Source organism: Acinetobacter sp. 1130196, assembly GCF_000588095.1.
GTDB lineage: Bacteria > Pseudomonadota > Gammaproteobacteria > Pseudomonadales > Moraxellaceae > Acinetobacter > Acinetobacter nosocomialis.
The window spans coordinates 81,803-100,742 of record NZ_JFWX01000006.1; the positions used below are offsets into that span (position 1 = coordinate 81,803).

Here is an 18,940-nt window from a genome sequence, read left to right on the forward strand (position 1 = left end):
TCTATCTATTATATGCAATCTGTTAGCCTCATTATTCAAATTTTTATTGTAATAGCTTTTGGATACTTTCTTGGCCCTAAACTCTCATTAAATATTCGGCAGTTTATTTTTAAAATTTTACCCTATTTTTCATATATTTTACTAACAAGTGTTGCTTTAGAATTAACACTTGCACTTGATCAAATTAATAATCCATCTACTATATTACCACCAGCCCTATTAATTGCATTTACAACATCTTTTGGCTCTTTTTTTACTTGTTTAATCGCCTACGCAATTTTTGATAAAGAAAGTGTTAAAGGAAAAATTTCACTTCAGCTTTTTATCAATGCTCTAAAAAATATTGCTAAGGCATTTCTAGCTTTAACTGTAGGTATCATTTTAGGTATTCTTTTTACTCGACTAAATATACATATTTCATTTAATAGTTGGTATTTGTTATTAGTCTTTATTTTTCTAATTGGCATCGAATTAGCTTTTACTCATTTTAACCGAACATGGTTAAGCTGGAAAATTCTTATTGTACCTTTGGCTGCCTTTATAGGTTCATGTATAGCTGGTTTTCTCAACTATTTCTTATTAGGCAATCATTTTACACTTAATGAAATGCTGGCTTTAGCCCAAGGCTATGGTTGGTATTCAATGTCAGGTATTTTATTTACACAATTACATTCAGCTGAGCTAGGTGGAATTGCATTACTTACAGATCTATTTAGAGAAATAGTTGCAATTTTACTCATGTACACCATGGGATGGCGTTTTCCACGTCCAGCAATTTCAAGTGCTGGTGCCACCTCGATGGATGTAACATTAGCAATGGTAAAACAGTCATGTGGCACACATTATGTACCACATGCCATGATGAGTGGCTTACTTCTAAGCCTACTCGCTCCACTTTTAATTACTGTGTTTTTAAACTTTTAAGCAATTGAAGCAAGAATTGACTTCAACATTTGAGTTGGGTCTTCTGCTTTAGTAATTGGACGACCAATAACTAAATGGGTAGAGCCATCAAGCATTGCTTGTTTTGGAGTCACAATGCGTTTTTGGTCATCTGCATTACTACCTTCTGGACGTATTCCAGGGGTAACTAAAGAGAAATCTTGTCCAATTAATTCACGGAGAATTTTAGCTTCCTGAGCAGAACAAACTACACCATCTAAACCACTCTCTTTAGTCAGTTTAGCTAATCTTTTAACTTGCTCTACAGGTTCAATATCTAAACCAATATCTTTTAAGTCTTCACGCCCCATTGAAGTTAAAACTGTTACAGCAATTAACTGAGTTTGATAATTACCAGCCTTTAAACGCTCTACACAGGTTTCCATCATTTTTCGACCACCTGATGCATGTACGTTCACCATCCACACACCTAAGTCTGCCGCAGCACATACAGCTTGAGCAGTTGTATTAGGAATATCATGAAATTTTAAATCTAAGAAAACTTCGAAATTTTCTTCTTGAAGTTTTTTTACAACAGATGGGCCTTCATGAGTAAAAAGCTCTTTACCTACTTTTACGCGGCATAATGTAGGATCAAGTTGTTCAACAATTTTTAAAGCGTCATATTGGCTTTTAGCATCTAACGCAACAATGATACTCAAGAGACTTTCTTCCATCATATAAAATCAGCGCTATTATAATAGACAAGTCAGCTACTAATAAAGAAAACTATGAAGACAAGTTTTTGAATAAAAAAATATTGATTTTGAATTTAATGAATGAAGAGAAATATAGGGAGGAAATACTACTCTTTATAACCAGATAAAGAGTAGTATTACGAATAATTATAAAGGAGTAGAGTTTTTATCTTGAGGATAAACATCTACCACAGTTTTTTCATGTCTTACATTTGCAGCTGCTTCTGCTGCTGCCAATTGAGCACTTTGAATTTGTTCTTTTCTCAAATGGTCAATATCTTTTCTAAGGCGTTTAATTTCCCAACCTTTTTGGAAAACTCGGAAAACTTGTACACCTAATAAAAGTCCAACTACAATTCCAAGCGCCAAGGTAAGCAACAATAATAAACCTAAACGCATTGCAGGAACTTGAGTAAATAATAAATCAACAGGAAGTTCTGTTGGGTTCTGCAAAACAAGTGCTAAAGAATAGCCAAATACAATAATGAGTAATGCAATTAGAATATAACGCATAGGCACCCCACTTATGAGTTTTATTTATTTTCCAGATTCATTCACTGCATCACGGAGTGCTTTACCTGGTTTAAAATGTGGAACAGCCTTCGCTGCAACATCTACTGACTTACCTGTTTTTGGGTTGCGGCCAACTCTAGGTTCACGGTGGTGTAAAGCAAAGCTACCAAAACCACGGATTTCAATACGATTGTCAGTCGAAAGAGCTTCGATCATTTGATCAATCATGATTTTAACCGCTTCTTCCACCAATGGTTCAGCCAAGTGTGGATTTTTTAGCGCAATGCGTTCAATCAAATCAGACTTATTAAGAGCTTCAGTAGTCATCTACGACCTCGTTATTTATTACTACTCTAAGTCGTTTGATAATAACCTGTTTAAATACAAAACGGTAGCGCAGTATGTTGAATACTACGCTACCGTTTACAGTAATTTGTATAAAAAGTACAATTTCGTTACATGAAACTGTACTTTGTTAACTTATTACTTCATTTGCGCTTTGATCAAGTCACCAATAGTCTTAGGACCATTTTCTTGAGAAGCTGATGCTGTACGTAAGTTAGCTACTGCTTCTTTCTCTTCAGCTTCGTCTTTCGCTTTGATAGACAAGTTGATAGAGCGAGATTTACGATCAACGTTGATGATTTTAGCTTCAACTTCTTGACCAACTTCTAAGAATTTAGTTGCATCTTCAACGCGGTCACGGTTGATTTCAGAAGCTTTAAGAGTAGCTTCTACTTCGTCAGCTAACTTAACAGTTGCGCCACGAGCATCAACTGCAGTCACAGTACCTTTAACTAAAGCACCACGTTCGTTAGCAGCTAAGAAATCATTGAACGGATCGCTGTTCAATTGCTTGATACCAAGGCTGATACGGTTACCTTCAGCGTCTACAGACAAGATAACTGCTTCAACAGTGTCACCTTTCTTGTAACGACGGATAGCTTCTTCGCCTTGTTCGTTCCAAGAAATATCAGACAAGTGAACTAGACCGTCGATACCGCCATTTAAACCAATGAAGATACCAAAGTCAGTGATAGACTTGATTGTGCCTGAAACTTTTTCGCCTTTCTCATGAGACTTAGCAAACTCTTCCCATGGGTTAGCACGAGTTTGTTTGATACCAAGGCTGATACGACGACGTTCTTCGTCAACTTCAAGAACCATAACATCAACTTCGTCACCGATCTGAACAACTTTAGATGGGTGGATGTTTTTGTTAGTGTGGTCCATTTCAGAAACGTGTACTAAACCTTCAACGCCTTCAGCGATTTCAGCGAAACAACCGTAGTCAGTTAAGTTAGTAACACGTGCTTTAACGATAGAACCTTTAGGGTAACGGCTCATGATCGCTAACCATGGATCTTCGCCTAATTGTTTAAGGCCTAAAGATACGCGGTTACGTTCACGGTCAAATTTAAGTACTTTAACAGTAACTTCTTGACCAACTTCAACAACTTCTGAAGGGTGCTTGATACGCTTCCAAGCCATATCTGTGATATGAAGAAGACCATCAATACCGCCAAGATCAACGAATGCACCGTAATCAGTAAGGTTCTTGATAGTACCTGTAACTGTTTGACCTTCTTCAAGTTGAGCAAGTAATGCTTCACGGTCAGCAGAAGATTCAGCTTCCATAACAGCACGACGAGATACAACAACGTTGTTACGTTTAGCATCAAGTTTGATTACTTTAAACTCTAACTCTTTACCTTCAAGGTGAGTAGTGTCACGGATAGGACGAGTGTCAACTAATGAACCTGGTAAGAACGCACGAACAGGACCGATGTCAACAGTGAAACCGCCTTTAACTTTACCAGAGATAACACCAGTAACGATTTCGCCATCTTCAAAGATTTTTTCAAGTTTAGTCCAAGTCTCAGCACGTTTAGCTTTTTCACGTGATAAAACTGTTTGACCCATACCGTTGTCAAGAGCTTCAACAACTACGTCAACAGTGTCACCAACCTGAACTTCAAGTTCACGTTGTTCATTTAAAAATTCAGCACGGTCAACAATGCCTTCTGATTTAAGGCCAGTGTCAACAGTAACCCAGTCGCTATCGATGTTTACAACAACACCTTGGATGACTGCACCCTTTTCAACGTTGAGGTTTAATTCACTTTCTTCAAAGAGGGCTGCAAAAGATTCGGTCATGATATACCTGATAAAGTCAGCGGTCTTGGATCAGACAAGGCCGGTTTAGTTAAGTATCAACATAGTCTTTATAGACTGATCAAGCTATGCGTCAACTGATAATCTTAGTTGCTAATAGTACGGCTATTGACATAATCAACCATTAACTTAAATACTTGATCGATCGTTAATTCCGAACTATCAATGATATAAGCATCTGCGGCTGGCTTGAGAGGAGCTACTTCCCGCTCCATGTCTCTTTTGTCACGCGCTTGTATATTAGCTAAAATGTCGTTTATTTTAGCATCTAGACCCATGCCCTGCAACTGTTTTACTCTTCGCTCAGCACGAGACTCTGCCGAAGCTGTCAGGTAAATTTTTGCATTCGCTTCAGGGAAAATTGATGTTGCCATATCTCGGCCATCTGCCACTAAACCTGGAGTTTGCGCAAAGGCTCTTTGACGCTCAAAAAGTGCTTGTCTAAGCTCTGGTATTGCTGCAACTTTAGAAGCATATTCTCCAACTCGCTCTGTACGGATAGTTTGTGATACATCTTCTCCATCAAGGAAAACCAATGTTCCCTCTGCTGAAGTTTCAAACTTGATATTAAGCTGACGAGCATATTTCACACACTCATCTAAATGGCTATCTAATTTTTCCAATAAATCATGTTTATGTAATGACAACCCTAACAAACGATACAAGGCGCCAGAGTCGAGTAAATGAAATTGATAATAAGCAGCAAGTTTTGCCGCTAGTGTTCCTTTACCCGAACCACTCGGACCATCAATAGTAATAATTTGAACTGTCATTGAACTCTCACTAAGAAGCAAATGCTTTAGCTAATCTCGAAAAGCCTAGTGTAATCGCTAGTTTTAGCTGTGCAAGAATTAATTTACTTACAACAGGAGCTTTTGCCGTTAATTCGATACGATAAGTAACCAAAGTAATATATGGGGTTATTTCAGAAAACTCGATACGACCTAAATGGTGCTTAACTAAGGGATTATCAATCAATTTATATTCAATACGCTTGTTTTCTTCGAGATAAGTGATTTCTTCTTTAAGTGGTTTAATCGTACCAAACCCCATACGACGAACAGAACCAACCCCATCGGGTCTTTCAGGATCTACTGAGTCTTTTACACGTACAACTTGTAATGGAGCAAATGCCTTATTGTAAGTTGCATGTTTAGAAAGCAGGTTAAATACATCACTAAGAGGAGCATTAAATTCTTTTTGTATAGTAATTACATTACGCATGAAAGTTCCTTATTTAAATAAATCATGTCAATGAAACGGCGTTAGTTTGCCATAACCACATGACATTTTTTAATCATTTAAGGACGTTTTTTGTTGCTTCTCTTGTTTCTTTTGTTCACGTCTTTGTTTAAAAAAAAGACTTAACTGCTGAGCACATTTTTCATGTAAACATCCCTGCTCAAAAGTAAATTTATGGTTGTAATAACCATTTTCTAATAATTGACGTGTACTCACTAGTGAGCCCGCTTTAGGCTCTACTGTTCCAAATACAACGTGTTTAATTCTTGCATGTACTAAAGCTCCCACACACATTGTGCATGGCTCAAGCGTAACGTACAAAGTCGCGTCTTCTGGTAAACGATAATTTTTTAATAATTGGCAAGCCGAACGAATAGCTTGAATCTCTGCATGCGCTGTAGGATCAGATAAACCAATTGGAGCATTGAAACCAGCTCCAATTAACTTATTTTGGCTTACAATTACAGCCCCAACAGGAATTTCCCCCTGCTCGGCTGCTAATTCAGCTTGCTCGTAAGCAAGCTGCATCCAATACTCATCACTAAATTTAGACATTATTTATTATGACACTACACCATACTGTCTAAGTAATGCATTCCAGCTATCAATAGTCGTAATTGGTGGGTCATCGGCCAAAATGCCTCTTAATGTAAGGTCTTCACATGCTTTCCATTCTGGCGATAAATCTTTATCGACTAAACGTGCACGCACACCTTCCACAAAGTCAGGGTGGCGAATTTTCCATTCAGAAATTTGCGCTTCCAGGTCAAAAACTTCGTCCCAAGAATGAACTTGTTTACCCCATTGCCATAACAACCAAGTAATCGCTGCTGTACTTGGCGAACCCTTTTGTAAGTTTTCACTGGCTTGACGCAACCAATCACTGCTTGCATCGCGTAAGCTTACAATCGCCTGATAGTCTTGTTCAAAACTTGAACCACGACAAACGCTATGGATAACGTCTAAAGAATTTTGCAATGGTCCTGCTGCAACCGGACGGTGCAAGCTATTTAAAGTATCGTCAATCGCACGGAAATCACCTGCAGGATAGTGAGCCCAATTAATATTCAGTACTTTTTGCAGAACATTATCACGTTGTGCTTCGCAAATATGCGTCGCCCAACCAATGCTGTAGGCCCCAGCGGCAGTCATGATAGAACCCGTCAAACCAGTAAATAAACCAATTTGCCCACGGTCAGCAAGGAAACGGCTTGCACCTACATCTGGGTATAAGCCAATATTAATTTCAGGCATTGCCAAACGTGAATATGGTGTAACTAAGCGGAAAGGTGCAGCCATAAACAAGCCTAAACCGCCCCCCATTACATAACCTTCGCCCCATACAACAACTGGTTTTGCATAATTATGCAAAAGTAAATCCAAAGCATATTCTTGCTGGAAAAACTTATTTGCTGTTTCTACTTCTTGATTAATGACCAGCTGACGTAATTTGCGTACATCTCCGCCTGCACAAAAAGCTTTTGGTGTTGTCGAGTCCAACCAAATTGCTTTCACTCGCTCATCATCACGGAAGTCTTCAAATACTCGTAATAAAGCCGTTACGATTGATTCATCTAAAGCATGTAATGATTTAGGTCGATTCAAACGTACTATACGCCAACCATTTTTCGCTTCTTCAACTACCAAATCCGGATGATAGCTATTTACATTGGGAGAGTTCATCATGCGTCCAATTGCCAGTCTATGGGCTCAATGCCATGTTGTTTCAAATATTGATTTGTTTTTGAAAACACTTTGCAACCAAAAAAACCACCACGATTAGCCGCAAGTGGTGATGGATGTGCAGCAGTTAAAACTAAGTGTTTTTCTCTATTTATACGTTGCCCTTTACGTTGTGCATAAGCACCCCATAAAATAAAAACAATGTGCTCGCGTTGTTCATTTAAGACATCAATTACTGCGTCAGTAAACTCTTCCCAACCTTGTTTTTGGTGTGATGTGGGCTGTCCTGCTTCTACAGTAAGTACACTGTTTAATAAAAGTACACCTTGCTCGGCCCATTTGGTTAAATCACCATGACGCGAAATTGGTACACCTAAATCTGTATTTAATTCATGAAAAATATTACGTAAAGATGGAGGTAATGCAACCCCTCTTTGTACAGAGAAACTTAAGCCATTTGCCTGATTCGGTCCATGATATGGATCTTGCCCTAAAATCACGACTTTTACATGATCTAAAGGTGTAATATTTAACGCATTAAAAATTTGTTTACTTGGTGGATATATTGTTTTTTGGGCCTGCTTCTGTTGAAACAGGAAGTCTCGCAAACTATCCATGTAAGGACTCAGCAAAAATGGAGTTAATGATCTTTTCCAGCTTTCTTCTAATTGAACTTTACTGAGTTTGTCTTGCTGTTGCTCAGTTAATTGCATTAATGTCATCCTAGATCAATTTTCATTTCTACAAACAAAAGGACGTTAACTTACACTTCTACTTGTAAGTTAACATATGGATTCTGAAACTTAATCCCTTGTTTTAAATTTTCATACATTTGTGGATCAGTCCATTCAGATTGAACTTGTTCTGAGAAAACAATACCTTCAAGGTTTAGTAGTCCCATTTGTTCATTTTGAATATCTTCAAGAAAACTTTGGGCATACCCTGTATCAGTTTCATGAACAATCACTGAATAAACTTCAACATCACCTTCCCCATTTTGGGTAATGGTTGATTTTAATACTTGCTGAGCTAGATAGAAGAAAATACGAGAAAATTGCTCGGCAGATGGAGACACTGGTAAAGAAATCCAACGTGCACTAAAAGTTTTACAAGCATCGATATATTGTGGATCATCTTTTTCCCAGAAACAAATCGCATGATCAAAACTATCAAAAAGGTCCTTAATCACACCTTTTAATAGTCCAAAATCATATACCATTTGTCCATGATCTAATTTCGAAGCTTTAAGTAATAACTCGACTTTATAACTGTGCCCATGAATCGATCGCTTACAACGATCTGATGTACAGTTACGTACTACATGTGCATTTTCAAACTTAAATAACTTACGAATTAACATGTGCCAAATCGATCATTCCTTCTAAGAACATTATTATAAAGCAAAAGATAAAAACTTCGCACCACTTTTCAAATAGAAACAATTAGCAAAAAGTATGATAAGAGATGTGAAGGAATTTTGAAGATATTGATTTTTACTTTAAATATTGTCTATACAGAAATATGACCTCATCCCTTTTATTAATAAGCTTCAAGTATTACAGACTTAGGAAAAATATCAATAAATTTATTTAGTTAAATGGAACCAAACTCCTTGAGTAGACATATACTTGCTTATCTTTTCGCATTAATGCGCTAGTAAATTGGCGCTTTCTATTGTTTAGAACAACTTCAATTTGAGCTTGAAAGAAGTTAGATTTAACATCAATAAGACCACTTGCCTGCTTTTTCTTTTGACTATCAACCGCTGAAAAAGCACTCAATTGCCACAATTCATCAACATTTTGGAAGAACTTTAAATTTTGCTGTCGCGCCTGTAATTCTTTTTCGATCGCTCCAACATCTAGTTTTTCATCAATACTTGCTAAAACCAATGGTGAAGCAGTATTGATGTTTAATTTCGTATTTTCTGGCAAAGCAGAAATATATGGGGCGATCAAATCATATTTTTTCCCATCAAAGCCTCTAACTAGCTTTAACTCTTCAATACGGTGAAATTTAGTATTCGCAGCCATATAGCTAGGATCTAAGCCTTGATAATAACTACTTTCTGCTCCCATTTGTCCAGCTGGCTCATCATTTGGGTCTTGCCAATCAATCACAGCCTGACTTAGCTCAGCAGGTAAACCTACTCGCACAAGCAAACGTTCAAACCAACTTTTAGCATCTTCATTTACCATACCTTCCCCATTGGTCAAATTATTTAAGTTAAATTTCCCGGACTCATCAAGCAAACGCCCTGAGACAGAACCATCTTCTACTGGGAACGGTGGCATAGGTTGTGCCCATGTCTCTTTTAAATGATCTACTCCACCCGCATTATTTGCATCTTGAATTAATAACTCCGAAAAAAAAGCTTCTGCACTTTTTGCATAGAGCAAAGATTGATTTTGACGCATTAAATAAGCTGTATTTTCCATAGTATTATTTTGATGTTTGGCAATAGAAGCAGCTAAAATTGTAGCCAAGGCAACCATAATAAGTATTGTCAGTAAAGCGACACCCTGTTGGTGCTTATAATTTTTAAACATTATGAGCCACCTTGTGGGGAAAGCGATAAATTACTTTGATTTAAGCTATAGATCCATTCATAACTTACTCCTGCTACAGTAAGTTGAATTTTTATTCCTTTCGGTAATTTTTTCAATTCGTTAGGCTTTGTTGGATCAATATTAACCTCAGGCCACTTTGTTACCTCTTGCGGAGTCAAAACCATAATCTGATATTGGTCAACCTGACTTAGCAAGGTACTCGATAAAGGTTGCTCATTATTCGAAGTATTCAAATTTGTATATTTAAGACGATATAATTTTTTTTGGTCTGCATCATAACGATATTCAATTCGTTCAAACGGTGATAAACCTTGTTTTAAAGGATCCGTTACACCTGCTTTGCTAAAACGCAGAATTTGATTATCAATTTCTAAAGCTGGATGAAGTTGGCCACCTTGATTTGCAGATAAAGGAATAATTTGCAGACTATCACGAAGAATTTGTTGATAAGCATCTTGTAACTCAAACAAATGCACTTCATGTTCAGCATTACGGTCACGAACTTTAAGCAAGTAATCGAAAATTTTCCACCCCAATAAAGATAAGACCGCAAAGATAGCAATCGCAACTAACAATTCAACCAACGTAAATCCTAAGGCGCGAGTTAATCGAGCATTGCTCGATCGCGCCGCAAGACGAGAAACCATGTTTCGAGTGTGAGGCTCTCTAAAGCGAAGCTTTGTCTGAGCGTAAGACGAAGAGCTATGCCCAGAGTAGTCAGTCGGAATAACACCCGACTGAGCTCTAAGATGAGAAGCAATGCTTTGAATTCGAAAATTCTTATTTTTTATCATTATTTTGCTTTCACTGGATAATTAAAAAAGACCATATGAGTAATACCGTTTTGTACTTTTCCCTTATCCGGATCATATAAGCTAACTTGTACATCAATTTTTTGAACATTAGGGCTAACAGTTGATTCAGCTGATTTATAAATCTGCCAAGTCTCTCCTTGAGAAGTTACTTGCTTAGTTTGAGTGCCCTGCAGCCACTCTTGATTAATCTCCATCATAGCAATTTCATTCATAGCTACAAATTGAGCTTTAGTTCTTAAAATGGCATTAGAAGTAGACTGAGTGTACTGCATTGCCACTTTAGTTAAAGCAACAGCTGCTACTGCAAAGATTGCCAAAGCAACCATAACTTCTAAGAGGGTAAAGCCTTTAGATTTCATTTATTTTACCCAAATGATCTATTTGTATTTCTGAACCAATCGGTTTTTGCTCTAGATAAAATTGTATTTTGACGGTCTTGGCTTCTCCATTGCCAAACCAGATAAGCTGAGGTGTTTGTCCACCAACCAAATCGGTATTTTTAGCTTTAGAATAATTCTCACCATCTAAAGGCTGTACTGAAAAAGACACATGCGCAGGAAGTTGTCGTGTTTTAAATTCGGTATATTTCTGCCAGCGATTTTTTAAGTCTTGTACTTGTAAAGTGCTTTGATCGTGATATTCGTATAATTCATAAGAAAATGGTGAGACATCTGTCTCACCATGAGTTTCTAAAGCTAATACACGTGATTGGTCTAGTGATTCTTTATTAATTTTCTGTAAATCGAGTAAAAATAACTCTCTTGCCTGCATTGCCTTTTTTTGGTCTATACCACCGATATTCAATACAACAAGTGAAGTCATAATTGTCATAATCACAATGACTACCATCACCTCTATGAGGGTAAAGCCTTTTTGTGATTGAAATGATTTCAATTTCATATTGACCTATTAAGCGTATTGTTCAACTGCTTGTTTCGGTAAGGCCAACGCCTGATCAATATAAGCTACTCTCAAAGTGTCTCTTGAACCCAAATAACGCTGGTAAAAACTTGAATTCAGAATTGCCGCAGCTCCATGAGTAAGGGACCAAATTGAAGCCAAGTAATCTCGCGTAGTCATATGACTCTGGATTGATTCTAAATAATGATCAGTCATACGAATAATAATACGTAAGCGCTGTTTTCTTACTTGATACAGTTCATTAAAAAGATGATGCACACCTTGTGCTGTAATCGAAAGCTTTTCTTCAATTTGATGGAACAAAACTGTTCGTTCCGGGTGGTGCAAATGATGCAACATAAAGAAAGCCAAATGCTCTGGAAAAGCTTTCTCAGTGTCTTGGACCATTTCGAGTAACATGCGCTCATTACGAATAATCAACAACATGTACAATTCATCTTTGCTTTGAAAATGTTTGTACAAAGTACCTTTTGCCAAATCAAGCTCAGCAGCCAGCACATCAAGTGTCATTCCGGCTTCGCCATTTTCTAACAACAACTGTTCCGCAACTTGAAATATTAACGCTTCTCTTGCTCGGAACTGAGCTTGACGGTCCATCTTCACGCAATTACTCTCTTTGTATAGTTTCTATAAGTTAAATCGCTTTGAGTAAATTTTCGAAATTTTGCGAGGTGATTCTTGCAATTTCCTCAACCGATTTATCATATACCTCACTAAGTGCTTTCGCTACATAGGGTACGTATTTTGGTTCATTTGTTTTACCACGATATGGCACTGGAGCCAAATAAGGACTATCTGTTTCAATTAAAAGTCGATCTAAAGGCACTTGCTTGGCAACATCTCGTAAATCTTGAGCATTTTTAAATGAAACAATACCTGAAAAAGAAATATAGTACCCGCAATCTAATACAGCTTTTGCTGTTTCCCAGTCTTCAGTAAAACAGTGCAAAATACCATGCGTAGATTGTTCAGCTCGAATAATATCTACCGTATCATGTTTTGCTGAACGCGTATGAACAACTACTGGCTTTCTTACACTTTTAGAAGCTTGAATATGTCGAGCAAAACAAGCCTTTTGCTCATTAATAAAATCAGTGCTATGGTAATAATCTAGGCCTGTCTCACCTAAAGCCCACACTTTTTCTGATTGAGCTAACTCAGTCAGATACTCAGTCGTTGCTCGGGCCATGATGTCTACATCCTCACAAGGATGCACACCAACGGTATACCCAACGTCTTCATGACGCTTTGCGATTTCAGCTAAAGCAATATGATCATCAAGGTCAACTGAAATTGCCATAAACTTAGAGACACCTTCTGCTCGCGCAGCAGCAAGGGCAAGATCTAAATCACCATTATAAGGTGTTAAATCTAACATTGTTAAATGGCAATGGGTATCAACAAACACTGTTCTTTCCTATCTGCTTACATAGTATAACTTGGACGATCTAAAGACATACTACCAGCTAAAATCCGTTCAGCCTCAGCTTTATAGTAAATGCCTTTATCACCACTTAATTGGATTGCGAAGCCTTGAGGCTTAAAACCACTTTGCTTATGTGAAATCCACACTACTTTACCAGTTAAAGGGATTTTTTGTGATTGTTCTGGTAACGTAGCTAAAATAAAAATTTCTTGCCCCATCTTCACCTTTTGCTTCGATGGCACAAATAAGCCCCCACCTTGTACGTACCCCATATAGCTTGCTTGTAAGGTTGCTCTATCAGGAATATTGACCTGAATAATTCCACCCATTTGTGGTTGCATTATAATTTCCCCTTAAACGTTCATTAATTTTATAAAAAGTTGATCTATGATGAGTTGTGTTTGTACATTTTGTTCAACTAATCTTTTAGATTGCTGCAATTCCTCATAAAGACTGAATAAGCTCTCTAAATTATAGTTTTGCGCCAATTGAACGTACTGTAAATCTATATTTTTCTGTGGTTGATTGAGCTTGACACAAATTAAATCTCCTAACAAGTATTCAAGAAGCATCATAAAATCACTAAAGTTAAGCTCTTTTTGCCATTTAACCGAATAAAATAAAGGCATGTTTTTTTGATTAACTACCTTAGTCCAGTCTTCTAAAAAGGACTGTCTTTTCGCAAACCAATCACTCGTGGCAATTTCAACTGCTTGTAAAGGCATATCATTAGAAAGACCTAACAATAATTCAGGTGGCACTGACGCAATTTCAGCCAAATGCTCATTTAGATAAGATGTTGCCTGCTCATATGAAATACGGTCTAAAGCAAAATGCTGTAAGCGACTTCGAATGGTGGCTGGTAATTTCAAATAGTGATCAGCCAACAAAATTAAAACAACACGCTCACCGGGTTCTTCTAAAGTTTTTAACAGCGCATTTGATGATGCAAGATTTAAAGCTTCGGCTGGTTCAATAACAATAACACGCCATCCTTCACCAGTTTGCTGGACAAATGGCAATAGATCTCGAATTTTTTCTATTTTAATTTTTGCATTCTGTTTTTTATTTTCTTCATCAGTCGTGATATGAACATAGTTCGGGTGCGTGTCTGATTTTAACCATTGACAGCTACTACACTCACCACAAGCCCCCTGAGGCTGTTTATTTAAACAAAGGACCCATGCTAAAAAATGCTTGGCAAAAGCATGCTTACCACAACCTTGTTTACCATAAAATAATAAGCCATGCCCAATATTAGGAAAACGTGTTGTTAACGTTTCCCACATTGTCTGTTGCCACGGATAAACCTTAGAAGTCACATTCTGATTCATTAAATTAACACTTACTCAAAAGACTCAACAGGCAAATTATTTAGACGGTCAAGATCGGCTTGGGGATCAACACCCGGCGGTAAATTTGCTTCTGCTACAGCAATAGCAATACGGTGCCCGTTTTCTAAAACACGTAATTGCTCAAGACTTTCCAACTTTTCAAGTTTACCCATGTCCCATGTAACATATTCTTGTAACAAGTTCACACGATAAGCATATAAACCTAAATGACGAAATGCTTGGGTATGTAAAGTTGGTTCAGCTTGTTTAGCACCATCTCGATCATAAGGAATAGTTGCACGACTAAAATATAAAGCTTCATTTTGATTAGACATAACCACTTTCACAATGCTATCACGCTGAAATTCATCCAATGCATGAATAGGCTCACATAATGTAGACATTGAGCAATTTGGTTTGTCAACCAGAAGCTTGGCAACCTGTTGAACAAGTTGAGCTGGTAGTAAAGGCTCGTCACCTTGTACATTTACAATAATGTCATCAGCATTCCATCCTTTAATACGAGCAACTTCGCTTAAACGATCTGTCCCCGATGGATGGTCAGCACTTGTTAAAACAACATCAACACCCTCTGCACGGCATATTTCAGCAATACGCTCGTCGTCAGTTGCTACACATAAATCATCGAAGCCTTCAACTTTCTTTGCCTGATCTACGACACGTAAAATCATAGGACGATCATGAATAAGTAACAATGGCTTACCTGGCAAACGCGAACTTGAGAAGCGTGCTGGAATAACGATGTGTTTCATTTTTTCTTCCTAAGATATTTGAATATCAAGCTTTTGCAATTGCTGATTTAAAACCTGATAGCACTCTGCAGACAAAACTGCTTTAACAGGTACGACCCAAATAGGCCGTTTAAATTCTGGATACTTTTCAAGTAAAGGTAACAACTTAACCGCATCTTTTTCAGTCGTAATGATAGGCTGATCATCATTAAATACAAGGTCATCAATAACGTAATCATGATGATCACGAAATGCATGCTCTTGAAATTGATTTACACCTAAACCTTTAAGTGTTTGGTAAAAGCGCTGAGGAAAACCAATACCCACTACTGCATGGTAATTATTTTGTGTATTGAATGATAATTCAATTGCTGAAGAAGGATTCAATAAGTAAGGATGCCCCGCTTCTAGATGCATATACATTGCTGTTGAAGGGGCAAATGTATGTTCGATTACTGTACCCGTTTTTAAACGTTCAGCAGGTTCACGCAAATAGCCTTCTGGTAATAACTTTCTATTTCCAAGTCCACGATTTTGATCAAGCACAATCCATTCTATTTGACGACCTAAAGCCCAGTGTTGTAATCCATCATCACTAATAATTAAATCTAGTTTTGTGGATGCTAATAATAACTCGATTGCAGCCTGTCTATTCGGTCCTACTGCCATAGGCACACCAGTTGACTGTACAATCAAAGCAGGCTCATCCCCTGCTTCAGCTGCCTGACTGGCCGATGTTACCAACATAGGAAAAGGACCAGCTCCACCATAACCGCGACTAATTACGCCTACTTTTACATTATGCTGTTTTAAGTAATTGACTAGTTCTATTAATAATGGAGTTTTGCCACTACCACCTACTGTAATATTGCCAATTACCATGACTGGTAGAGGTGCACTATAGGTTTTTTTTAAACCTGAATTATAAAAATAACGATTCAATAAAAACCCAGCACGATACAAACATGACAACGGACGCAAAACAATCAACCAACTTGATTGCTTATTCCATGCGTTTTGTATTAGCTGGGCCAAAGACATGCTTAGTTGTCCTCAAAATTACGCTGATGTAATTGATAATAAGCACCATGCTTAGCAAGTAATTCTTGATGAGTGCCTTGCTCAACAATTTGTCCACGATCTAATACAACAATACGATCTGCATTTTCAATTGTAGATAAACGATGAGCAATCACAATCGTTGTACGGTCTTGCATCGCCTCATCAAATGCTTGCTGAATAAAATGTTCAGATTCATTATCAAGCGCACTTGTCGCTTCATCTAAAATAAGAATTGGTGCATTTTTCAAAATTGCACGAGCAATTGCTATACGTTGACGTTGACCACCAGATAAGTTTAGACCTTGTGCACCTAAAACAGTATCGTAACCATTTGGTAAGTTCATAATAAAGTCATGGGCGTAAGCAGCTTTTGCTGCTGCGATAACCTCTTCATCACTTGCATTATGTAACTGACCATAAGCGATGTTTTCACGTACAGTCCGGTTAAACAAAACAACTTGCTGATTAACCATTGCAATTTGTGTGCGCAAACTTGAAAGTTCTATATCACGTATTGGTAAGTCATCTAAATAAATTTGACCACTTGAGACTTCTTGAAAACGTACCAACATATTCACTAATGAAGTTTTACCAGCACCCGAGCGCCCTACCAATGCAACTGTCTCACCTGGGCGAATATTTAAAGAAAAGTCTTTAATCGCCTGAGTACCATCAGCATAGTTAAGCACAACATGATCAAAACGAATTGCACCTTGCAATTGAGGTTTAAGTTGACCGGTATTTTCTTCTTCAGGTAAATCTAATAATTCGAAAACTGAATGTGCTGCCGCTAAACCACGCTGCAACTTTTCATTAATGTCAGTTAAGTTTTTAACAGGTTTAGAAAGAAGTCCTGCTGCTGTAATATACGCAACAAACTCACCAGCACTGGTATTTCCTAAAATTTGTGGTCTTAAGGCTAACCATACAATAAGAGCCATTGCACAAGCCATTACAACTTGAACAACAGGACTATTTAGGTTTTGTACAATCACCATTTTTAAACCGCGTTTTAGATTCTCTTCAGACGACTTATAAAAACGCTCTTGTTCTGAGTCTTCACCAGCGAAACTTTTAACAACTGCATTACCACTAATACTTTCTTGTACGACATGGTTAACATCGCCCATAGTGTCCTGAACTTGCAGTGAAAGTTTACGCATTCTTTTTGATGCTTTGCGCACCAAAACCCCAATAATAGGTAAGAACACCATAATACAAAGGGTCAGACGCCAATTTGTATAAAACAAATAACCTAGTAGCCCCAATGTAATCATACCATCACGAACAATAGTTTTTAATGATTCAGATGAAGCAGCTGTGAGTTGCTCAACGTTATACATAATTTTAGCTGTAATATGTCCCGAAGAGTTATCGAGATAATATTGAGCCGGCAGTCTTAAAAGCTTTGCATAAACTTCTTGGCGAATACTAAAAACTAAACTACGGGAGATAACAGCAGTATAGTAGCCGCCCATAAATAGGCCTAAGCCACGGAAAAATACTAATAAAATGATTAATAAAGGGAACCAGTCTAGATCCGCTCTACTCGCATTTTGAATGGCATCAATAATAAATTTAATGAGCTTAGCAACAGAAACCTCTGTTGCTGAGTTCATACCGAATCCGATAAGAACTAATAAGGCCACGCCCCAATAAGGTTTTAAATAGGATATGAGACGCAAATAAACCTTAAAATCTTGATTCACTCAGAAAAACCTCTAGAAGGAACTTTGGTACTAATATTGATGTTAACAAAACCGAGTTGTCCTGCTACATCCATAACACGAATAACATCCTGATGAGACGCTTTTGCATCTGCAGCGATGATAAACATAAAATCACGGCGCTCTTGAGCAATTTGCTTAATTGCAGTGCTCAAATCAGCGACTTCCTTGGTAGACAATGCTTGACCATTGACAGCGTAATGACCGCTAGAGTCTACCACGACTTCAATTTTATGATCGTACTGTTTTGGTGGGACGCCTTGGGCATCTGGTAAAGTTAGATTGATGCGACTTGGCTGATTAAAAGTGGTAGATAACAATAAAAACACCAGAATGAACAATAAACAATCAATCATGGGCGTTAGATTGATATGAATGTCTTCAACTTGAGAACGTTTAAACTTCATATTGCTACCTACCCATCAACCAACACGGCGATGTTCTTGCACAACAGAAGAACGTTTATAAAACAATGATGCATGAAAGAGTGTAGATTGTTGCTCTAACTCCGCAATGTAATTTTGTACCACTCTCTGAAAATAACGATAAGAAATAAGTGCAGGAATTGCAATGAGCATTCCAACCGCTGTCGTGATCAAGGCCTTTGAAATACCAGGAATCATTAAACTTGGACTACCTGCCGAACCAAAATCAATCACGAGAAAAGACTCAATAATCCCTACAACTGTTCCAAGTAACCCAAGCAAAGGTGCTATAGCACTTAAAGTTCCCAAGAAGTTAATATTTTTTTCTAAATAAGAAATTTCTTGAGAAGCCATTGCTTCCATTTGAGCCCGAGCAAATTGCTCTCCATGCTCCTGATGCTCAAAACCAGCTTTTAGAATATTTCCTAATGCTGTACTTGAGGCATCAGTATCTTGCTCCAAATTTGTAATGATATGAGAAATATCTGCACTACCATCACTCATCAGTGCTTTAGGCAAAACTTGTGAACGTCTCAAACGTATAAAACGTTCAATACTAATAGCGACCGTTAAAATTGAACACAAAATTAAAGGCAGCATTAACCAGCCGCCCGCTTTCACAAGTTCCCACATATTTTCTTCCCCAAGAATATAA

The 18,940-nt window shown here is 37.6% G+C and carries 24 protein-coding genes; 1 reads left to right on the forward strand and 23 read right to left on the reverse strand.

Features of this window, described 5'->3' with window-relative positions:
- Positions 1-12 precede the first annotated feature (12 nt).
- Entirely contained in the window at positions 13-924 is a 912-nt protein-coding gene (locus J671_RS09435; protein WP_004887467.1) for a lysine exporter LysO family protein, read from the forward strand.
- On the opposite strand, the gene pyrF is transcribed toward J671_RS09435, so the two are convergent.
- The 23 genes from pyrF to J671_RS09545 all read right to left on the reverse strand — a co-directional run bounded on the left by pyrF (position 921) and on the right by J671_RS09545 (position 18,918).
- Positions 921-1,619, reverse strand: coding sequence for an orotidine-5'-phosphate decarboxylase (gene pyrF / locus J671_RS09440; RefSeq protein ID WP_006580789.1), 699 nt, complete (start codon positions 1,617-1,619; stop codon positions 921-923). The genes J671_RS09435 and pyrF overlap by 4 nt on opposite strands.
- A 168-nt stretch (positions 1,620-1,787) precedes the next feature.
- Positions 1,788-2,153, reverse strand: a complete 366-nt coding sequence (locus J671_RS09445) for a lipopolysaccharide assembly protein LapA domain-containing protein (RefSeq protein ID WP_002049904.1) — start codon at positions 2,151-2,153, stop codon at positions 1,788-1,790.
- A 24-nt stretch (positions 2,154-2,177) separates the two neighbouring features.
- The gene (locus tag J671_RS09450) at positions 2,178-2,480 is read right to left on the reverse strand and encodes an integration host factor subunit beta (protein ID WP_002050043.1); all 303 of its coding nucleotides are present in this window, start codon (positions 2,478-2,480) and stop codon (positions 2,178-2,180) included.
- Between the two features lie 156 nt (positions 2,481-2,636).
- Positions 2,637-4,310 carry a 30S ribosomal protein S1 gene (gene rpsA / locus J671_RS09455; RefSeq protein WP_002050239.1) on the reverse strand — a complete coding sequence of 558 codons (1,674 nt, stop codon included), beginning with the start codon at positions 4,308-4,310 and terminating at the stop codon, positions 2,637-2,639.
- Positions 4,311-4,414: 104 nt separating this feature from the next.
- Positions 4,415-5,101, reverse strand: a complete 687-nt coding sequence (gene cmk, locus J671_RS09460; RefSeq protein WP_002049899.1) for a (d)CMP kinase — start codon at positions 5,099-5,101, stop codon at positions 4,415-4,417.
- Between the two features lie 10 nt (positions 5,102-5,111).
- Complete coding sequence (locus J671_RS09465; protein ID WP_002050033.1) at positions 5,112-5,552, reverse strand: SRPBCC family protein; 441 nt, start codon at positions 5,550-5,552, stop codon at positions 5,112-5,114.
- A gap of 69 nt (positions 5,553-5,621) precedes the next feature.
- Complete coding sequence (gene tadA, locus J671_RS09470; RefSeq protein WP_006580788.1) at positions 5,622-6,125, reverse strand: tRNA adenosine(34) deaminase TadA; 504 nt, start codon at positions 6,123-6,125, stop codon at positions 5,622-5,624.
- 6 nt (positions 6,126-6,131) lie between these two features.
- Positions 6,132-7,256: an enoyl-CoA hydratase/isomerase family protein gene (locus J671_RS09475; RefSeq protein ID WP_006580787.1), complete on the reverse strand. Its 1,125-nt coding sequence runs from the start codon at positions 7,254-7,256 to the stop codon at positions 6,132-6,134.
- Complete coding sequence (gene ung / locus J671_RS09480; RefSeq protein ID WP_002049829.1) at positions 7,253-7,966, reverse strand: uracil-DNA glycosylase; 714 nt, start codon at positions 7,964-7,966, stop codon at positions 7,253-7,255. The genes J671_RS09475 and ung overlap by 4 nt, the downstream gene beginning before the upstream one ends.
- A gap of 50 nt (positions 7,967-8,016) precedes the next feature.
- Positions 8,017-8,613 (reverse strand): 6-pyruvoyl trahydropterin synthase family protein, encoded by a 597-nt coding sequence (locus J671_RS09485; protein ID WP_004887474.1) that lies wholly within the window; start codon positions 8,611-8,613, stop codon positions 8,017-8,019.
- A gap of 229 nt (positions 8,614-8,842) precedes the next feature.
- Positions 8,843-9,802, reverse strand: a complete 960-nt coding sequence (gspK, locus tag J671_RS09490) for a type II secretion system minor pseudopilin GspK (protein WP_004887476.1) — start codon at positions 9,800-9,802, stop codon at positions 8,843-8,845.
- On the reverse strand, positions 9,802-10,617 hold the full coding sequence (gene gspJ / locus J671_RS0104345) for a type II secretion system minor pseudopilin GspJ (protein WP_004887477.1): 816 nt from the start codon (positions 10,615-10,617) through the stop codon (positions 9,802-9,804). The genes gspK and gspJ overlap by 1 nt, the downstream gene beginning before the upstream one ends.
- A complete protein-coding gene (gene gspI, locus J671_RS09495; protein WP_004887479.1) occupies positions 10,617-10,997 on the reverse strand; it encodes a type II secretion system minor pseudopilin GspI in 381 nt (126 codons plus the stop codon). The genes gspJ and gspI overlap by 1 nt, the downstream gene beginning before the upstream one ends.
- Entirely contained in the window at positions 10,987-11,538 is a 552-nt protein-coding gene (locus J671_RS09500) for a type II secretion system protein (RefSeq protein WP_002049902.1), read from the reverse strand. Before J671_RS09500 ends, gspI begins: the two co-directional genes overlap by 11 nt.
- A 9-nt stretch (positions 11,539-11,547) precedes the next feature.
- The gene (locus J671_RS09505; protein WP_000375838.1) at positions 11,548-12,156 is read right to left on the reverse strand and encodes a TetR/AcrR family transcriptional regulator; all 609 of its coding nucleotides are present in this window, start codon (positions 12,154-12,156) and stop codon (positions 11,548-11,550) included.
- Between the two features lie 37 nt (positions 12,157-12,193).
- Entirely contained in the window at positions 12,194-12,967 is a 774-nt protein-coding gene (locus J671_RS09510) for a TatD family hydrolase (protein ID WP_004887481.1), read from the reverse strand.
- A 17-nt stretch (positions 12,968-12,984) separates the two neighbouring features.
- Complete coding sequence (locus tag J671_RS09515) at positions 12,985-13,326, reverse strand: PilZ domain-containing protein (RefSeq protein WP_001183024.1); 342 nt, start codon at positions 13,324-13,326, stop codon at positions 12,985-12,987.
- 12 nt (positions 13,327-13,338) lie between these two features.
- Positions 13,339-14,319, reverse strand: coding sequence for a DNA polymerase III subunit delta' (locus J671_RS09520; protein ID WP_004887483.1), 981 nt, complete (start codon positions 14,317-14,319; stop codon positions 13,339-13,341).
- Positions 14,320-14,330: 11 nt separating this feature from the next.
- On the reverse strand, positions 14,331-15,092 hold the full coding sequence (gene kdsB, locus J671_RS09525; protein WP_031982074.1) for a 3-deoxy-manno-octulosonate cytidylyltransferase: 762 nt from the start codon (positions 15,090-15,092) through the stop codon (positions 14,331-14,333).
- 9 nt (positions 15,093-15,101) lie between these two features.
- Positions 15,102-16,112 (reverse strand): tetraacyldisaccharide 4'-kinase, encoded by a 1,011-nt coding sequence (gene lpxK / locus J671_RS09530; protein WP_004887486.1) that lies wholly within the window; start codon positions 16,110-16,112, stop codon positions 15,102-15,104.
- A gap of 2 nt (positions 16,113-16,114) precedes the next feature.
- Positions 16,115-17,842 (reverse strand): lipid A export permease/ATP-binding protein MsbA, encoded by a 1,728-nt coding sequence (gene msbA, locus J671_RS09535; protein WP_006580783.1) that lies wholly within the window; start codon positions 17,840-17,842, stop codon positions 16,115-16,117.
- Complete coding sequence (locus tag J671_RS09540; protein ID WP_004887492.1) at positions 17,839-18,267, reverse strand: ExbD/TolR family protein; 429 nt, start codon at positions 18,265-18,267, stop codon at positions 17,839-17,841. The genes msbA and J671_RS09540 overlap by 4 nt, the downstream gene beginning before the upstream one ends.
- Before the next feature lie 15 nt (positions 18,268-18,282).
- Complete coding sequence (locus J671_RS09545; RefSeq protein ID WP_004887494.1) at positions 18,283-18,918, reverse strand: MotA/TolQ/ExbB proton channel family protein; 636 nt, start codon at positions 18,916-18,918, stop codon at positions 18,283-18,285.
- Between the last annotated feature and the right edge of the window lie 22 nt (positions 18,919-18,940).